Source organism: uncultured Thiodictyon sp., assembly GCA_903837595.1.
GTDB lineage: Bacteria > Pseudomonadota > Gammaproteobacteria > Chromatiales > Chromatiaceae > Thiodictyon.
Genome location: CAILVI010000387.1, coordinates 43,427 through 59,773 on the forward strand (window position 1 = coordinate 43,427; position 16,347 = coordinate 59,773).

14 protein-coding genes are annotated in these 16,347 nt (G+C 68.8%); 12 read left to right on the plus strand and 2 right to left on the minus strand.

All coding sequences use genetic code 11. From position 1 onward, the window contains the following. The first annotated feature begins 205 nt into the window (after positions 1-205). From tagH to QZY44_RS23055, 9 genes are all read left to right on the plus strand, one after another. The gene (tagH, locus tag QZY44_RS23015; RefSeq protein ID WP_295453223.1) at positions 206-1,888 is read left to right on the plus strand and encodes a type VI secretion system-associated FHA domain protein TagH; all 1,683 of its coding nucleotides are present in this window, start codon (positions 206-208) and stop codon (positions 1,886-1,888) included. A 68-nt stretch (positions 1,889-1,956) separates the two neighbouring features. Beyond that, a complete protein-coding gene (gene tssJ, locus QZY44_RS23020; RefSeq protein WP_295453227.1) occupies positions 1,957-2,613 on the plus strand; it encodes a type VI secretion system lipoprotein TssJ in 657 nt (218 codons plus the stop codon). A 9-nt stretch (positions 2,614-2,622) separates the two neighbouring features. Continuing rightward, the gene (gene tssK / locus QZY44_RS23025) at positions 2,623-3,957 is read left to right on the plus strand and encodes a type VI secretion system baseplate subunit TssK (protein WP_295453232.1); all 1,335 of its coding nucleotides are present in this window, start codon (positions 2,623-2,625) and stop codon (positions 3,955-3,957) included. A gap of 3 nt (positions 3,958-3,960) precedes the next feature. Then, on the plus strand, positions 3,961-5,379 hold the full coding sequence (gene icmH / locus QZY44_RS23030; RefSeq protein WP_295453244.1) for a type IVB secretion system protein IcmH/DotU: 1,419 nt from the start codon (positions 3,961-3,963) through the stop codon (positions 5,377-5,379). Further along, a complete protein-coding gene (gene tssM / locus QZY44_RS23035) occupies positions 5,376-8,993 on the plus strand; it encodes a type VI secretion system membrane subunit TssM (protein ID WP_295453248.1) in 3,618 nt (1,205 codons plus the stop codon). Before icmH ends, tssM begins: the two co-directional genes overlap by 4 nt. Continuing rightward, positions 8,990-9,742, plus strand: a complete 753-nt coding sequence (gene tagF, locus QZY44_RS23040) for a type VI secretion system-associated protein TagF (RefSeq protein WP_295453251.1) — start codon at positions 8,990-8,992, stop codon at positions 9,740-9,742. The genes tssM and tagF overlap by 4 nt, the downstream gene beginning before the upstream one ends. 1 nt (position 9,743) lies before the next feature. Then, the gene (locus tag QZY44_RS23045; RefSeq protein ID WP_295453254.1) at positions 9,744-10,481 is read left to right on the plus strand and encodes a protein phosphatase 2C domain-containing protein; all 738 of its coding nucleotides are present in this window, start codon (positions 9,744-9,746) and stop codon (positions 10,479-10,481) included. A gap of 186 nt (positions 10,482-10,667) precedes the next feature. Beyond that, positions 10,668-10,865, plus strand: coding sequence for a hypothetical protein (locus QZY44_RS23050; RefSeq protein WP_295453259.1), 198 nt, complete (start codon positions 10,668-10,670; stop codon positions 10,863-10,865). Beyond that, positions 10,862-11,113, plus strand: a complete 252-nt coding sequence (locus tag QZY44_RS23055; RefSeq protein WP_295453263.1) for a hypothetical protein — start codon at positions 10,862-10,864, stop codon at positions 11,111-11,113. The genes QZY44_RS23050 and QZY44_RS23055 overlap by 4 nt, the downstream gene beginning before the upstream one ends. Positions 11,114-11,239: 126 nt before the next feature. On the opposite strand, the gene purT is transcribed toward QZY44_RS23055, so the two are convergent. Together purT and QZY44_RS23065 are read right to left on the minus strand one after the other, a co-directional pair. Then, positions 11,240-12,424: a formate-dependent phosphoribosylglycinamide formyltransferase gene (gene purT, locus QZY44_RS23060; RefSeq protein WP_295453267.1), complete on the minus strand. Its 1,185-nt coding sequence runs from the start codon at positions 12,422-12,424 to the stop codon at positions 11,240-11,242. A gap of 83 nt (positions 12,425-12,507) precedes the next feature. Continuing rightward, the gene (locus QZY44_RS23065) at positions 12,508-14,082 is read right to left on the minus strand and encodes an ATP-binding protein (protein WP_295453271.1); all 1,575 of its coding nucleotides are present in this window, start codon (positions 14,080-14,082) and stop codon (positions 12,508-12,510) included. Between the two features lie 619 nt (positions 14,083-14,701). Between QZY44_RS23065 and QZY44_RS23070 the strand changes: the two genes are divergently transcribed. From QZY44_RS23070 to QZY44_RS23080, 3 genes are all read left to right on the plus strand, one after another. Next, on the plus strand, positions 14,702-15,565 hold the full coding sequence (locus tag QZY44_RS23070; protein WP_295453275.1) for a hypothetical protein: 864 nt from the start codon (positions 14,702-14,704) through the stop codon (positions 15,563-15,565). A gap of 179 nt (positions 15,566-15,744) precedes the next feature. Further along, a complete protein-coding gene (locus tag QZY44_RS23075; protein ID WP_295453278.1) occupies positions 15,745-15,894 on the plus strand; it encodes a hypothetical protein in 150 nt (49 codons plus the stop codon). Continuing rightward, positions 15,872-16,303 (plus strand): hypothetical protein, encoded by a 432-nt coding sequence (locus tag QZY44_RS23080; protein ID WP_295453283.1) that lies wholly within the window; start codon positions 15,872-15,874, stop codon positions 16,301-16,303. The genes QZY44_RS23075 and QZY44_RS23080 overlap by 23 nt, the downstream gene beginning before the upstream one ends. The last annotated feature ends 44 nt before the right edge of the window (positions 16,304-16,347 follow it).

Here is a 16,347-nt window from a genome sequence, read left to right on the forward strand (position 1 = left end):
CGCCGCATCCGGCGCCGGGTTCAAGGCGCCGGCGGTGGCAGCGTGTCGACGCTCGCGCGGGTGGATTAGGCCTGGGTCCCGGTGTCATACAGGTGCCACCTGGCCTGGCGCCCCCCAACCGGGCAAGTACTCCGAGGGCGCCGCGAGTGGGTCGCGACCCGCTGGTGTGCGCGGTCCAACGATGCAGGGCCAGCCGATCCTAATCATGACCTTGGTTTATACTGACGCTCCCTTCGTCAACGAGTCAGGGCTCGACATGGAGTTCAGCATCACCATCGCGCGCCATCAGGGCGCGGCACCCGCAACCCCCACCCGCCTCACCATTGGCGAGAGTGGGTGTATTGTCGGTCGCAACCCGGGCAGCGACCTGATCCTGAGCGATCCGGATCGGGTCGTCTCCGGTCGCCATCTCCGCCTTGAGCTGCGTGACGGCAGCCCCTGGGCGATTGACCTGGGGAGCACCAACGGGACCTTCCTCAACCAGGCTGAAGAGCGGCTGCCGGTCCAGCAGCCGGTCCGGTTGGCGGACGGGGACACCCTGAACATCGGCCCCTACGAACTGGTGATCGCTGCGGGTGGAACCGGGGCCGCCCGATCCGATCCCTTCGGCCTCACGGGCGATCAATTCCTGCCCGGCCTCAATGGCCCCGATCCGACACCGGACATCATGGACCTGCTGACCCCGGGCGGCGCTGCTGCGGGCACCGGCCCGGCCCCGCCCGCCCGTGCCTTCTCTCTGTCAAAGAGGTCGGACCCGTTTGCCGATGCCGTGGCCCTGGACCCCTTCCTCGGCGGCCCGGCCGCGCCCGCCGAGGCGGGGCTGGCGATGCCCCGGCCCACCCCCTTCGAGCACGTCCATTTCCGCCCGCCGGAGATTGGGCCCGCCGCGCGGCCAGGCGGGGCGCCGGCCGGGCCCCTGGTGCCGGACGATTATGACTTGCTCGCCGACGATTCGGGCGACCATGCGAGCGATCCGTTCGCGGATTTTGGCGCCCCGCTGCCGCAGCCTCCCCTGCCGGTAGCCCCGTTGCAGCCCGTGCCACCGCCCCGGGGCGGGCCGCCCGCGGACCCTATCCTGTCGGTGGAACCGCCGACACCATCGGCCGTGCCGGCCGCTGTAATGTCACCGGCGCCGCCCGCATTGGCCCCGGTCGTGGCGGTGCCGCGTCCGGCGCGTCCGTCCCAGATGGCGCCGGAGCCGGTTCCGCAGCCCACCGCGCCGATCGCGGTTCCCGTCACGCCCCCCGTCGCCGCGCCCGGCGCGGCACCGTCGGCGCTGGACACCGGGCTCGGCAGCTTCCTTGCCGGGCTCGGGGTCGGCTGCGCCGAGTCGATCAAAGACCCGCATCAGTTCTTGTACGACGTCGGGGAACTCCTGCGGGAGCTGACCCAGGGGCTCACGGGGACCATGCAGAGTCGCGCTGAGTTCAAGAGCGAACTGCGCCTCGGGGTGACCACTATCCGTGCGGCGGAGAACAACCCCTTTAAGTTCTCCGTGGGAGTGGACGAGGCCCTGGAGCGGTTGCTGTTTCGCTCTGCTCCGGGCTTTCTGCCGCCCGTGGAGGCGGCACGGGGCGCCTTCGAGGACATCCAGGCGCATGAGATGGCCATGATCGCCGGTCTGCGCGCGGCCCTGCGGGCGCTGCTGGCCCGCTTCGAGCCGGCCGAGTTGGAGCGGCGCCTGGGGGCGGCCTCCGGGCTCGACAAGCTCCTGCCGATGGCGCGCCGTTCGCGCTATTGGGATCTTTTCACCGAGACCTATGGTCAAGTGGCAGCGGATGCGGCGGATGACTTCATGCAGTTGTTCGGTGACGCCTTCACCCGCGCCTATGAGGACCAGGTCCACCGCCTGGCCCAGGCGCGTCGGCAGCAGGGCAAACATGGCTAGGACCGGCTGCCGTTCCCTGATAATCTCTGACGACCACGAGTGACGAGGCCAGCGACGAGGGTAGCGTGATGAACCGACCGGCAAAGCAATGGCAGCGGGCAGTCAGTGTCCTGATGTTGGCTGTGGCGGTATTAGCCGCACCCGTCGGCGCCGCCGGCTTGGCCGACGCGCCCGCGTCGGCCCCCAAAGACTCGCAAGCCGCGCAGCGTCAGCAGGCCGTCGACGCGGCCAAGACCGCCGCGGATGTCGGTGGGAAAGCGAAGTCGGTCTGGGATAAGCTCGGCGAACTCGCTGGCAAAGCACCTCCGGTCGCACCCCCGGCCGCACCCAAGGGGGACAAGCCGCCGCAGTTGCACCTTCAGGTGCTCGCCGCCCCCGACGCCAACCGGGGGCCGGGGAAGCGTGGCCTGCCGATCGTGGTGCGGATCTATCAACTGAAGGTCGAGGGGGGCTTTGCGAGTGCGGACTTCTTCAGCCTCTATGACAAGGAGTCGGCGACCTTGGGTGCTGACCTGATCGCTCGGGAGGAGGTCAGGTTGGTGCCGGGGCAGCGGCGCTCGCTGGTGCAACCGTTAAACCCCGCGGCCACTCACTTGGGCGTGGTCGGTGCCTTCCGTGATATCGACCGGGCCGATTGGCGGGCCTTGGAGGTCCTCAAGCCGGGCCAGGACAACACCGTTCAAATCGACGTCGGGGCGACCACGATCACCGCCCAACAGCGCTGAGGAGGCACTATGGCCCAGGACAATCGCGTCCTTTGGTCGGAGGGGCTGTTCTTGCAGCCCCATCACTTCCAGCAACATGACCGCTATCTGGAGCACCTGGTGGAGTCCCAGGCGGGGCTCGGCTGCCCCTATCCCTGGGGGCTCACACGGCTCGCCATCGATCGGGACCTGCTCGCTCAGGGGCGGCTCGCGGTCACCGACTGTGCCGGTCGGCTGCCGGACGGCACCCCCTTCGATGCCCCGGCCAGTGATCCACTGCCGCCGCCCTTGCTGTTGGAGGCAGATGCTGCGGGTCAGATCATCTACCTGGCCTTGCCGCTGCGCCGCCCGGGCGCGGCGCAGAGCGGCGCGGCGAGCGCCCCGGAGACCATGTTGCGCTATCGCGCCGGGGAATTGCGGGTGCTTGACGACGCCCTGGGTGCGGATACCGAGACCCTGTTGGAGGTGGGGCGGCTCGATCTGCGCCTGCTGCGCGAAAATGATGCCCGCGACGGCTTCGCCTGTTGCGGTCTTGCCCGGGTCCTGGGGCGGCGGGCCGACCTCTTGGTGCAGCTCGATGACACCTATTGCCCACCCTGTCTGGAGCTGTGCGCCGCCCCGCGGCTCACGGGTTTTCTGGAGGAGGTCACCGGGCTGATGCACCGCCAGGCCGAGGCGCGCGCCGGACGGGTGCGCGGGGGCGGGCGCGGCGCGGTCTCGGACTGGGCGGATTTTCTGATGTTGCAGCTGATCAACCGGAGCGAACCGCTGGCCATCCACCTGGGCCGCATCCAGGGGTTGCACCCGGAGCCGCTTTACCGCTTCTTGCTCGGGCTGGCCGGGGAACTGGCGACCTATGCCGCGGACAACAAGCGCCCGCCGGACTTCCCCCCCTACCGCCATGACGACCTGGACGCCAGCTTTACCCCGCTCATGGCGCGCCTGCGCGATTATCTGAGCCGTGAACTGGTAGAGCGCGCGATCCAGATCCAGATTCAAGAGCGCAAGTTCGGGTTCCGGGTCGCCCTGGTGCCCGACCGCAACCTGCTGGCTGAGGCGCGCTTTGTGCTCGCGGTCCACGCGGACATGGACTCTCAGGCCCTGCGCAACCGCTTTCCGCCCACGGCCAAGATCGCGTCGGTGGAGAAGATCCAGGAGTTCGTCAGGCTGGCCCTGCCGGGGGTCCCGTTGCGCGCCATGCCCACCGCCCCGCTGGAGATTCCCTATCATGCCGGCTCCGACTATTTCGAGCTGGACCGCACGAGTGAGTATTGGACTCAAGTGGTCACCGCGGGCACCCTCGGCCTGCATATCGGCGGCGAGTTCCCGGGCCTGGAACTGGCCCTGTGGGCAATCCGGGAGTAGACCTTGACCAACGACGACCCCTTCTTCGACCCTGCCGACGCGGGTGCCACCGTGATCCGGCCGACGCCCGGGGCCCGCCGGCCCGCTGGGGCGCCGCCGTCTGCGTCGCCCGCCCCCTGGCCCCCAGCGGCCGATCCGGGGCAGGCGGCATGGCCGCCGTCGCCCGCCCCAGCACCGACCCCGCCGCCAGTGCCCACTGCGATGATCGCCGCCGACAACCCGCTGGTGGCCTGCGCCAGCGACCTGCTGGCCGTGGCCGGCGAGCTGCGCGGGAGTGCCTCCCACCGCGACCCCGATGGGCTGCGCGAGCGCCTGGTTCGCCAGATGCGGGATTTCGAGGCCTGTGCTCGCGGCCGCGGCCTACCCGAGTCGGTGGTCTCCCCTGCGCGTTATATCCTGTGCGCCCTGTTGGACGAGGCGATCCTCGATACCCCCTGGGGCAGCCACAGCATCTGGAGCAAGCAGGGTCTGCTGGTCAGCTTCCACAACGAGACCTGGGGCGGTGAGAAATTTTTCGACGCGCTGGACCGCCTGCTCGCCTATCCCGCGGGCAATCTGCATCTGCTGGAGTTGATGTATCTCTGCCTGGCCCAGGGGTTCGAGGGCCGCTACCGCGTGCGCGACGGCGGTCGTGACCAGCTCGAGCGGGTGCGCGCCAACCTGTACCAGGCCATCCGCAGCCAGCGCGGCGATCCGGAGCCGGAGCTCTCGCCCCATTGGCGCGGCGTGGCGCCGCACCGTGACCCACTGATCCAGCAGGTGCCACTGTGGGTGCTGTCCGCGGTGGCGGCGCTCCTGTTGCTCGGGCTCTTTACCGTCTTCACCTTTGCGCTCAGTCGGGACTCGGACCCGGTCTATCTCGCCCTGGCCGCCCTCGACCGGGGCCTCTCGGTCTCCACGGAGCGCCCCCGTGCGCCGGCGCCGCCCCCACTGGAACCGCCGCCCGGCCCCGGCCCGGGCGCGGTCACCCTGCGCACCCTGCTCACCGACGACATCGGTGCCGACCGTCTGAGCGTGGCCGAGCGACCCCAGGGGCAGACCATCATTATCCGCGGTGAGGGTCTCTTTGCCTCCGGTCAGGCGAGCCTGCTGCCGGGTGTGGCGGCGCTGATCGAACGCATCGGGGCGGCCCTGACCCAACTGCCGGGACCGGTCCTGGTGACCGGTCACACCGACAGCGTGCCGATCAAGTCACTGCGCTTCCCCTCCAATTTTCACCTGTCCCAGGCGCGGGCGCAGGAGGTTGCCGTGCGGCTCGGGGCCATCACGAAGGAGCCCGGGCGCTTTACCGCCGAGGGCCGCGCCGAGAGCGAGCCGGCGGTACCGGAGAATCCACGGGATGCACGCAACCGGCGGGTGGAGATCACCCTGCAGCGGTCTGTTCCTCAATCCACGCGTGATGCCGGGGGAGTGACGCGATGACAGGCCTGTTCGGATTTCTCACCGCACGCTGGTTCTTGAGCCTGTTGGGGACGATCGCCCTGGCGCTGCTGGTCTGGTTCCTCGGTCCCCTGCTCGGCTTTGCCGGCAGCGTGCCCCTGGACCCGGAGTCACGGCGTTGGTGGGTCATCGGTACCCTCTTCGTCCTCTGGGCATTGTGGCAGATAGGGGCCTGGCTGCTCGCGCGGCGGCGCAACGCCCGCCTGGTGGAGCAATTGGCGGCGGGTCCGCCGGACCCGGCGAACCTGGCTTCGGCCGAGGAGGTGGCGACCTTGCAGCGCCGCTTCGACGAGGCCCTGACCCTGCTCAAGGGCAGCGAGGGCAACAAGGGACTCGGGGGGCATTGGGTCTACCAGCTCCCCTGGTACCTGATGATCGGCCCGCCGGGCTGTGGTAAGACCACCGCGCTGGTCAACTCGGGGCTCAAGTTCCCGCTGGCCGAGCGCTTGGGCCAGGGCCCCATCGGCGGGGTCGGCGGCACCCGCAATTGCGACTGGTGGTTCACTGATCAGGCGGTGTTGCTCGACACCGCCGGCCGCTATGTCACCCAGGACAGTCATGCCCAGGTGGACAGCGCCGCCTGGACTGGCTTCCTCGGGTTGCTGAAGAAGCACCGCCCGCGTCGGCCCATCAACGGCGTCCTGCTGGCGATCAGCCTGGCCGACCTGATGCAGTGGTCCCCGGCCGAACGCGACGCCCATGCACAGGCCATCCGGGCGCGTGTGCAGGAACTGTACGGCACCTTCCGGCTGCGCTTCCCGATCTATGTGCTCTTGATGAAGGCCGATCTGGTGGCCGGCTTCATGGAATTCTTCGCCGATCTGGGCAAAGAGGGCGGTGAGCAGGTCTGGGGCATGACCTTCCCCTTCGCCGCCGCCGCGGATGCCGCACCCGCCTTGGCGGGCTTCGGCACCGAGCAGGGCGCCCTGCTCCAACGGCTCGACCAGCAGTTGCTGGGGCGGATGCAGGCGGAGCGCGACCCGCGTCGCCGCGGCCTGATCTTCAGCTTCCCGCGCCAGTTCGGCTCGCTGGGCGAGACCATCGGGCAGTTTCTAAACGACTGCCTGGATGCCACCCGTTACGAGGCGCGCCCCTTGGTGCGTGGCGTGTATTTCACCAGCGGCACCCAGACCGGCACCCCCATCGATCGGGTGCTCTCGCGGATCGCCGCCAACTTCGGGTTGGGCCGCCAGGGACTGGATGCCTTCCGCGGGACGGCCAAGAGCTTCTTCGTCACCCGTCTGCTGCGCGAGGTCATCTTCCCCGAGGCGGCGCTGGCCGGGCTCGACCCACGTCTGGAGCAGCGGCGGCGCTGGTTGAAATGGGGTGCCTATGCCGGTGCGGGCCTGCTCACACTGAGCGCTGCCGCTGCCTGGACCCTGAGCTACGTGAGTAACCGTGCCTATATCACGGAAGTCGCCGGCCAGGCCGCTGCCATCCAGACCCAGATCGATGGACTCAAGGGCGCCGCCGGGGTGACCGGGCGCGACCTGCTCGCGCAACTGCCCCTGCTCAATGCCGCCCGGAGCATCTCCGGGGGCTATGCGGAGCGCGACTTGGGCACCCCCTGGCGTATGACGTTCGGGCTCGATCAGGAGGAAAAGCTCGGTCCCCAGGCCAGCCGCACCTACCGCCGCATCCTGCACAAGACCCTGCTGCCGGCGATCACCCTGCAGTTGGAGCAGCAGATCAACCAGGCCATGGGTGATCCGGCGCGGTTGTACGATGCGCTGCGCGCCTATTTGATGCTGGACGACGCCGAGCACTATGATCCGGCGGTACTCAAGGCATCAATCGAGCAGGACTGGGCGGCGCGCCTGCCGCGTGAAACGACTACGGAGCAGCGCGCGGAATTGAGCGAACACCTGACTGTCCTGCTGGACACCCGGCCGACCCCGCTCCCGCTGGCCCTGGACGGTGACCTGATCCGCAAGGCCCGGGAGGCCTTGACCAGTAGCCGGCTCGCGAACCGCATCTATGACCGGCTCAAGGACTCGGCGATGGGCGCGGGCCTGCCCGACTTCACCATCAGCCGGGCCGGTGGTGACCGGGCTCCACTGGTCCTGGCCCGGCGCAGCGGCAAGCCCATCAGCCAGGGCATCCCGGCGCTCTACACCTATGAGGGCTACCATCAGCAGTTCACCAACACGCTGATCGGCCTGATCATCGCCGCGGCGCAGGATAGCTGGGTGTTGGGCCCGCAGGGGCGCGTCAGCCCCGGCACAGCGGAGGCCCGGACCCTGGCGGCGGATGTCAGGGAGCTGTATCTGCGCGACTATATCAACCGCTGGGACGAGTTACTGGCAGACCTCACCCTGGTGCGGCCGCGGGACCTGCAGGACACCGCGAAGGTGGCTGAAACCCTGGCGAGCCGCGACGATTCGCCGTTGCGCAAGGTACTCGGCGCCGCCGCCCGGGAGACCGAGCTCGACCGCGTGCCGACCCCCACCGCCACGGGGGGGATCGCGACGGGCGTGGGCACGACCATGGCCAATGCCATTGCCGACCGGGCGGCGAGCAGTGTGGGGGGGATCGCGGGTGTGGGTGCATCCGACCTGCGCAAACGCGTCGGCGACCAACTGAACGAACCCCGGCCGGCCGGGGTCGAGGCACCGGAGACCGCGGTGACGCGACACTTCGCCTGGTTGCACGACCTGACGCGCACCGGTGCGGACAAGAGCGCGCCGCTCGATCGGGTCCTGGAGAATGTCGGCCAGCTCGGCGTCCAACTGAAGGCGGCCGACGCCGCGGCGACCAGTGGGCAGGGGAGCCTTGCCGCCGGCGCCGGCAAAGAGATCCAGGCCGCCAAGCAGGCCGCCGCCGCGGCGCCCCCGGTGTTGAAGGGTCTGCTCGGCCCCCTGGCCGATGACAGCGCCACCCTGGTGGCGGGGGGGGAGCGGGTCCGCCTGAATAATCTCTGGAGCGTCAATGTCCTGGCCTTTTGCCGGGACGCGATCCGGGGGCGTTACCCCTTCGATCCGGGCAGTACGCGCGAGACACCCCTGGCCGACTTCGGCAAGCTGTTCGGCCTCGGCGGGCTACTGGATGCCTTCTTCAAGGAGCACCTGGCGCCCCTGGTGAACAGTACCGCCCGGCCCTGGCGCTGGCGCAACGCCGACCTGGGGATTCCCGCCGGGGTCTTGGCCCAGTTCCAGACGGCCGCGGTGATCCGCGACGCCTTCTTTGCGGCCGGTGGTCAGGTCCCGGCGGTGGCGTTTGAGCTGACCCCGACCACGCTGAGCGATCAGGCCACCCAGTTCACCCTGGATCTGGGCGGTCAGATCCTCAGCTACAGCCACGGCCCACTGAGGCCCCAGACCCTCAAGTGGCCGGCTCCCGATGGGCTCGGGCGGGTGCGTCTGTCCTTTGCCGGGGTCGATGGCAAGACCCCCAGCCAGACCGTCGAGGACGCGTGGGCCTGGTTCCGGGTCCTGGACCGGGCGCGCTTGCAACCCACCGGGCAGCCGGAACTGTTTCGTGTCACCTTCTCCTTGTCGGGGCTGGCGGCGAGCTTCGAGTTGCGCGCTACCAGCGTGCGTAACCCCTTCGTCGATCTCAAAGAATTGCGCGGCTTTAGCTGCCCGGAGCGGCTGTGAACAGTACGACAGGCACCACCGGTTTCTATGGTAAGTTCCCGAGTTTGGGGGACTTTGTCAATCGCCGCCTGGCGACTGAACTGATCGCACCCTGGGATCAATGGCTGCAGGAGTCGCTGGCCGCCAGTCGCGCACAACTCGGCGACGGCTGGCTCGACCAATACCTGACCAGTCCCTTGTGGCGTTTCGTGTTGAGCCCCGGGGTGGCGGGGCAGGGGGGCTGGGCCGGGGTGTTGATGCCGAGCGTGGATCGGGTCGGGCGTTACTTTCCGCTCACCCTGGCCGCGCCCCTGCCGATCGGCACCAACCCCTTCGAGCTGCTGAGCGCGCAGGACTGGTTTGAGCAGGTCGAGGTGTTGGCCCTCTCGGGGCTCGTCGACCCCTTTTCGCTGGAGGCCTTCGACGGCCAGGTGTTGGCCTTGGGCAACCCGGGTGCCGGCCCGGCATCCCTCGGTGCGTCGCCGCTCGCCGGCGGTGGGGGGCGCTCCAATGCCTGGCACCTCAGCGCCCCCAATGATGGCGACTTCGGGGGCGCCCGCAACATGCTCCTCGCCCAAGCGTTCGACCAGGTCTTCCTGGCGTACAGCCTTTGGTGGAGCCAGGGCTCCGACCAGGTCGCCCCCTCGCTTCTGGCCTGCCAGGGGTTGCCGCCGCCCGAGGGCTTCAGCGCACTCTTGACCGGCGACTGGGGCGGTTGCGGTTGGCGCCAACTCGGTGCCGTGCCAGCCGCCGCTGTTCCGGAGGTCTGAGATGGAGACGCCGATCACGCCTTATCGCTGGACCTCGGGCGGCCTCACCGATCCGGGCCGGCGCCGCAAGGTCAATCAAGACAACTTCCTGGACCGCCCCGACCTGGGGCTCTGGGCCGTCGCCGACGGCATGGGCGGGCACCGGGACGGCGGGCGGGCGAGCCGCACCCTGGTGGAGGCACTCGCGACCCTGCCGCGCCCGCGGCTTCTGGGCGCGGCGGCGGACGCGGTGCGGGGGGTACTCACGAAGGTCAACCGGCAACTCGCCGAGGAGACCGCTGCCGATGGTGGCGATGTCGTCGGCAGCACCATCGTGACCCTGATCGCGGTCGGTGACCACTGCGGTATCCTGTGGGTGGGGGACAGTCGTGCCTATCGACTGCGCGATGGTGTAATGACGCGTGTCAGCCGCGATCACACCCAGGTACAGGCCTTGGTGGACCAAGGGGTCCTGGCCCCCGAGCAGGCGGAGCATCATCCCTATTCCAATGTGCTGGCGCGCGCGATCGGTGCCGAGTCCACGGTCGAGATCGATACCCTCATCGCTCCCCTGCGCGCGGGTGATCGTTACCTGCTGTGCAGTGACGGACTGGACAAGGAAGTGAGCGACGCGCAGATCGCCGCCGTGCTGGCCGACGGGGCGCCGGGACAGGCGGCCCAGGCCCTGGTTGAACGCGCGTGCGAGGCTGGTGGGCGTGACAATGTCACGGCTGTGGTGGTCCAATTTGATTCCGCCTAGGAGCGCCAGCGCTTTTTTCAAGAGTTGGTCATCGTTCCGGCCGCCGCGCCCCGTTCTCGTGACACCGCTCAACCGGTGTCACGCCTGTGTCTGGCGCTCCGCGCCGGGAGCGCCGGCGCCGGAGCTATGATCAAGGCCCCTACGCAAGACAGAGTACGTGGCGCTTCCTTAACGAGTGAGGCAAGAATGACAATCGACCAAATTGAAGCGGCGGTGACCCAGCTCGCGCCGGACGCGCTTGACCAATTTGCAGAGTGGTTCGAAGAGTATCTGTCTAATCAATGGGACAAAGAAATAGAGGGCGATGTGTTGTCCGGCCGGCTCGATGCTGCCGCACAGCGGGCCGATGATGATTTTACGGCAGGGCGTTGTACCCCCCTGTGAGCCATTTCGCCTCCCCCGAGTTTTGGTTTCATTACCGTCGGCTCCCTTTGGACGTGCGGGAGTTGGCGGATAAGAGCTTCGGACTCCTGAGACTCGACCCACGACATCCCTCGGTGCGGCTGAAAAAGGTCGGTAACATCTGGTCTGCGCGGATTGGCCTGCGTTATCGGGCTTTGGCGAAAGAGCGCGCCGAAGGTCTCGTCTGGTTTTGGATCGGTCGGCATGGGGCCTATGACAAGCTGATTTAGCTTGATTCGAGTCTGGTAGGGTCCGCTTTGCGGACCCTTTGCCCGACGGATCGTGCCGGGGTTCGGTCCGCACAGCGGACCCTACCCCCTTGGCGAGCTTGGCGTGACGCCGCCTTTTTTGCAGAATCAATCGAGGCTGACCTGTACCTGCGCCGCCACCTTCAGTGCCTTGGCCTTCGCTTCGGCGATATCCGCCCCGCGGGCCAGTGCGACGCCCATGCGCCGCCGGCCGTGGACCTCGGGTTTGCCGAATAGTCGCAGATCCGTCCCCGGTTCGGCCAGTGCAGCGGCGAGGTTGCCGAAGCGGGGGTGGTCGGACTCACCCTCCACCAGGATGACGGCGGAGGCGGCGGGGCCGAGCTGGCGGATCGCCGGGATCGGCAGCCCCAGGATGGCGCGGGCGTGCAGGGCAAATTCGCTCAGATCCTGCGAGATCAGCGTTACCATCCCGGTGTCGTGCGGGCGCGGTGAGACCTCGCTGAAGATGACCTCATCGCCGCACACGAAGAGTTCCACACCGAAGATACCGCGCCCGCCCAGGGCCGCCGTTACCTGTCCTGCAATCTCCCGAGCACGCGCGAGCGCCGCGGCGGTCATCGGTTGCGGCTGCCAGGACTCGCGATAGTCGCCGTCCTCCTGCCGATGGCCGATGGGCTCACAGAAACTGGTGCCGTCACGGTGTCGTACCGTGAGCAGGGTGATCTCGTAGTCGAAGGGGACGAAGCCCTCGACGATGACCCGGCCGGCGCCGGTGCGGCCGCCGCCCTGTGCATACTCCCAGGCGTCGCCGATCTCCTGCGGGAAGCGCACCAGGCTCTGGCCCTTACCGGAGGAGCTCATGATCGGCTTCACCACGCAGGGCAGGCCGATGTCGGCGAGCGCGGTGCCAAACTCTTCCGGGGTGTCGGCGAACAGATAGGGTGAGGTGGGGATGCCCAGTTCCTCCGCCACCAGCCGGCGGATACCCTCGCGGTTCATGGTGAGCAGCGCCGCGCGCGCGGTGGGGATCACGGTGAAGCCTTCCGCTTCCAAGGCCACCAGGGTATCGGTGGCGATGGCCTCGATCTCCGGGACGATGTAGTCGGGGCGCTCCAGCTCGATCACCCGCCGCAGCTCGGCCCCGTCGAGCATGGAGAAGCTATAGGCGCGGTCGGCCACCTGCATGGCCGGGGCATTGGCATAGCGGTCGCATGCGATGACCTCGACGCCTAAGCGCTTCAATTCGATCACGACCTCACGGCCGAGCTCGCCGGCCCCGCACAGCAGGACCCTGGTCGCGGTGGGGGTGAAGGGGGTGCCGATGGTAGGCATAGGGGGCTCCTGAATCCAACTGTTGGTGCGTCTCGACGATGGCGTCGGCGAACATAGCAGAAAGTTGGCGGGCCGACTCGTGCTCAGGCGCGGATCACCGCAATCTGCCGCCCCTGGGGGCTCGACTGCGCGTTCGTGGCGGTGCGCTCGGCGATGGGCGGCTGACCGGTGCGGCGGTCGAAGATGATGAGCCAGCCCCAGTTGAGCCCCAGACCGGCCAGATAGCCATCCAACTGGGTGAGACCCTCGGCCAGCGGGTCCGGGGCGCCATTGCGCCAGACCTTGAGTTCCATCGCCAGCGTCATTGCCCCATAGCACAGACACAGGTCCATGCGCCCGGAGCCGATCGCATATTCGCGCTCCAGGGTGCCTCCGCCGTGGATGACGCGGTGCAGGAAGGCCATCAGCACCAGGTGCGGGGCGATCTCGTGATAGGGGGCGCTGCCCAGGAGCGGTTGACCGTGGCGGCGCCAGAAGGCGAGAAAGGCGTCGAGCAATTGCGCTGGGTTGAGCGTGCCGTCGGCGTTAAGCCAGGTCGGGCTGATCTGGGGCAGCGAGGCCTGGGAGGTAAAGGCCAGTGCCCGGGGCAGCACCTCGCGGTAGATGGGGTTGGCGATCGTGAGGCCCTGACCGGGCGCCATCCGGCACAGCCCCAGGTCGATCAGATAGTGGATGTCGTCCTCCGGCACCTGACCGAGTTGGGTGCCGGCCAGCATCGGCTCGATCACGCGGCGCACCCGCTCCTCGCGCAGCTTGTCGGCCAATTGGTCCAGGTGGGTGACCCGGTTGATGATCAGATACTCCTTGGCCTCGTCGATCAACTCCAGCGTAATGGGCCGCGTGCGGTCGCGCCCTTGGGGCATTTCAAAGCAGGCGCGATAGGCCAGTGCATTGACCAGCCAGGGTTGGCCCCGGGTCAGGTCCCAGACCCGCGCCAGGGCCTCGGGGGTGAAGACCTGGCCGGTTTCGATCGTGTGCTCAGTCAGCAGCGCCGTCACCTCGGGCGCCGTGAAATCCCCGAGTCGCAGCGATTTCGCCTTGATGTTGAACGCGCTGCCGCCGGTGATGACCGCGGACTCGGAACTGGCATGGATGCGGTAGTCGCGCAGATCGCGCACCCCGCACAGGATGACGGTCTGTGGAAAGGCCGTCGGTCGCTGTGGATAGCCGGCGCGCAATTGGCGCAGCAGTGCAATCAGGGTGTCGCCCACCAGGGCATCGACCTCGTCCAATAACGGCACGGTCGGTCGTGCCGCGCCCTGGCACCAGCGGTTGAGGAATTCGCCCACTGCCGTCCCGCCGGTGGAACTTTGAAGCACCTCCCGGGCCAGCCCGGTGGCGGCGGCGTCACCCAACTGATCGCGCGCGCCGCGCGCGATCTGCTCGACCACCGCGCCCATGCCCTTGTCCACCTGCTCCCGATACGCCTGGGCGACCTCCAGGTTGGCATAGACCGCCCGGTAGCGCTCCCCCTGGTTCAGATACTCCAACAGTGCCAGCAGACAGCTTGTCTTACCGGTTTGGCGCGGGGCGTGGAGCAGGAAATATTTCTTCTGCTCGATCAGCCCCAGGACCTCGTCCAGGTCCCAGCGTTGCAGCGGCGGCAGACAGTAGTTGTCGGCGGCCCGGACCGGGCCTTCGGTCGTGAAAAAGCGCATCGGATACCTTGCAAATGGCGGTGCGGATGCCCCGGATCTGCCGAACATAGCACGCAGCGCGGCGCACTGCCTGGATCGGTATGCGGGCGAAGCCCCCAGTGCGGCCCAGCCTCGCCGTCGGCCGCGGCGCCGCGGTGGTTGGCGAGGTCGCGTCGCCCTGGGGTGCGGCGCCCCCAGGTTCCCTCGCGTTTGGAATCGTCCTCCCAGCGCGTCGAACCCCGCCTGCGGCAAATCAATAGTTTATTTTTGCAATTCCTTGAATGGAAATAAGTAGTTTCACTGACTACAATTCGGCACGGGTATCGGCGCGCGGCCGTGCGCCAGGCGCCGATCATGAAGCGATCAGCCCTGTTTGATTACACCAGCGGCCCCGGCGCCCGCCGGGCCAGCCGGCGGGGGGCAATGTACGCGGCCTGCTGGCCGTCCTCTGTCTCCTCCTGCTCCCGCTGCCCGCCACCTGGCCGGTCCGCGGCACGCCCGAATCCGTGCCCACCCCTGCTGCCACGCCCAGGTCCACAGCGGCGCCGCCCATCCCGCTGGCCGAACTCGGCCAACGCACCGACGCCCAGCAGGCCGCGCCCGCGCCGGTGCTCGATGGGGAGCGCGCCACCCCCTGGCCGTGCCCCTGCAGGCACTGCGTGTGGAGGTCGGCCCGGCGGGCTTGAGCGTCGACTCCACCTCGGCCAGCGAGGGCGCGGGCCGCTTCCGGCTGACGCGCGGCGCCTTGAGCAAGGGCGGGGCGCCTACACCCGTGGGGCCCGGTGTCGTGTCCCTGCGCGGGCAGACCGCCGTGCTGGACCGGGGGCCGTTCACGGAGGCCTTCAGCGCTGGCGCCGACGGGCTGCGCCAGGACTTCGTGGTGGCGCGCGCGCCCCCCGGGGACGTCCCGCTGACCCTCACCCTGGCGCTGGAGGGCGCGACCGCTGGTGATGCGGTCGAGGGTGTCGCGCTGACCGTCCCGGGCGGGCGCAAGCTCGTCTATCACCGCCTCCAGATCACCGACGCCGACGGCCAGGTGCTGACCGGTCAACTGCGCCGGGTGGATGACCGCACCTTGGTCATCACGGTGGCGGACGCCCAGGCCCGCTACCCGATCACCAACGACCCCACCATCAGCGATGCCGACTGGCAGGTGTGGAATCCAGGGATACCCGGTGCGAACAACGCCGTGTGGGCGCTGGCCTACGATGGCACCGGCAAGCTCTACGTCGGTGGCGACTTTACCGCCATCGGCACCGTCCTGGCCAACCGCATCGCGCAATGGGACGGCAGCGCCTGGTCGGCGCTGGGCAGCGGCCTGGACAACGTGGTCAAGGCCCTCGCGGTGGCCGGGACGACGCTCTATGTCGGTGGCAACTTCTTCACCGCCGGCAACAAGTCATCCACCACGCTTAAGCCGGGCACCGGCTATTGGATCAGGAGCCTGGCGACCCCGCCATCCTGGCGTGCTCGCGCCTCACCGACCGGCAGACCGGCAAGGTGATCGATCCCACCGACCCGGCCTATGCCAACGGCTACCCCCTCACCCTGACCGCCAAGGTGCGCTCACTGACCTGGGATTATCTCGGCCAATGAGCCGGGGCGCGCGCTGGCGGACCCGGCGCGCGCAAGTACCATCTGCCCACCCATGCGTGTGCACATCTCAACCGCGAGCACCGACTCATGCCCACCTCCCCTGACCTGGACGCCGCCCGCCGCTACCTGGAGGCGTTGCGCGGGCAGTGGCACGCAGCCGGACTGCTGAACGCCGGGGCCGGCGTCGGATTGGTGCTGCGCCCCGAAGCCGCCCTTGGCGCCACTGCCCCCCGGTGAGCTGGTGGCGCTGGGGCTGCCGCTGTGTCTGAAGCCGGGTAGCTGGTCGGTGTTGGCCGGGTGTCGACCGGACCTGGCCCAGGCCCCGGTGGTGCAACGCTGCGGCCAGGCGGTGCGCCTGCTGCCGCCCACGGGGCGACCGGTGATGGGGCCGCCGACGCCGGCCCCGTTCCTGTTTCCGCGCTACCGACCCGGTGAAGCGCCCCGCTGCGAGCCGCTGTCTCCCGAGCGGGCGCTGCAAGGCCTCATCGAGGCCGAGGCGGTAATCCGCGACCTCACCCAGGCCAAGCTCGATGCCCTGGTGCGCTGGGTGAGTGCGGTGCCGGCCTATGCCCTGACCTATCCGGACCTGGGCAGCGCACTGCAACTGGTGCGCGGGCGACTGGACGCCCATGGTCCGCACGCCTAGGGCGACGCCCTAGTACGACCTGGCCGCGCTGCTCGACCCGGTGG

What these genes read in the sequence shown, in the direction of transcription:
- QZY44_RS23065 (WP_295453271.1), bottom strand. Translation starts at nt 14,082, where the DNA reads ATGCGCTTTTTCACGACCGAAGGCCCGGTCCGGGCCGCCGACAACTAC.
- QZY44_RS23050 (WP_295453259.1), top strand. Translation starts at nt 10,668, where the DNA reads ATGACAATCGACCAAATTGAAGCGGCGGTGACCCAGCTCGCGCCGGAC.
- QZY44_RS23075 (WP_295453278.1), top strand. Translation starts at nt 15,745, where the DNA reads ATGCCCACCTCCCCTGACCTGGACGCCGCCCGCCGCTACCTGGAGGCG.
- purT (WP_295453267.1), bottom strand. Translation starts at nt 12,424, where the DNA reads ATGCCTACCATCGGCACCCCCTTCACCCCCACCGCGACCAGGGTCCTG.
- tssK (WP_295453232.1), top strand. Translation starts at nt 2,623, where the DNA reads ATGGCCCAGGACAATCGCGTCCTTTGGTCGGAGGGGCTGTTCTTGCAG.
- tssJ (WP_295453227.1), top strand. Translation starts at nt 1,957, where the DNA reads ATGAACCGACCGGCAAAGCAATGGCAGCGGGCAGTCAGTGTCCTGATG.
- tssM (WP_295453248.1), top strand. Translation starts at nt 5,376, where the DNA reads ATGACAGGCCTGTTCGGATTTCTCACCGCACGCTGGTTCTTGAGCCTG.
- tagH (WP_295453223.1), top strand. Translation starts at nt 206, where the DNA reads ATGACCTTGGTTTATACTGACGCTCCCTTCGTCAACGAGTCAGGGCTC.
- QZY44_RS23045 (WP_295453254.1), top strand. Translation starts at nt 9,744, where the DNA reads ATGGAGACGCCGATCACGCCTTATCGCTGGACCTCGGGCGGCCTCACC.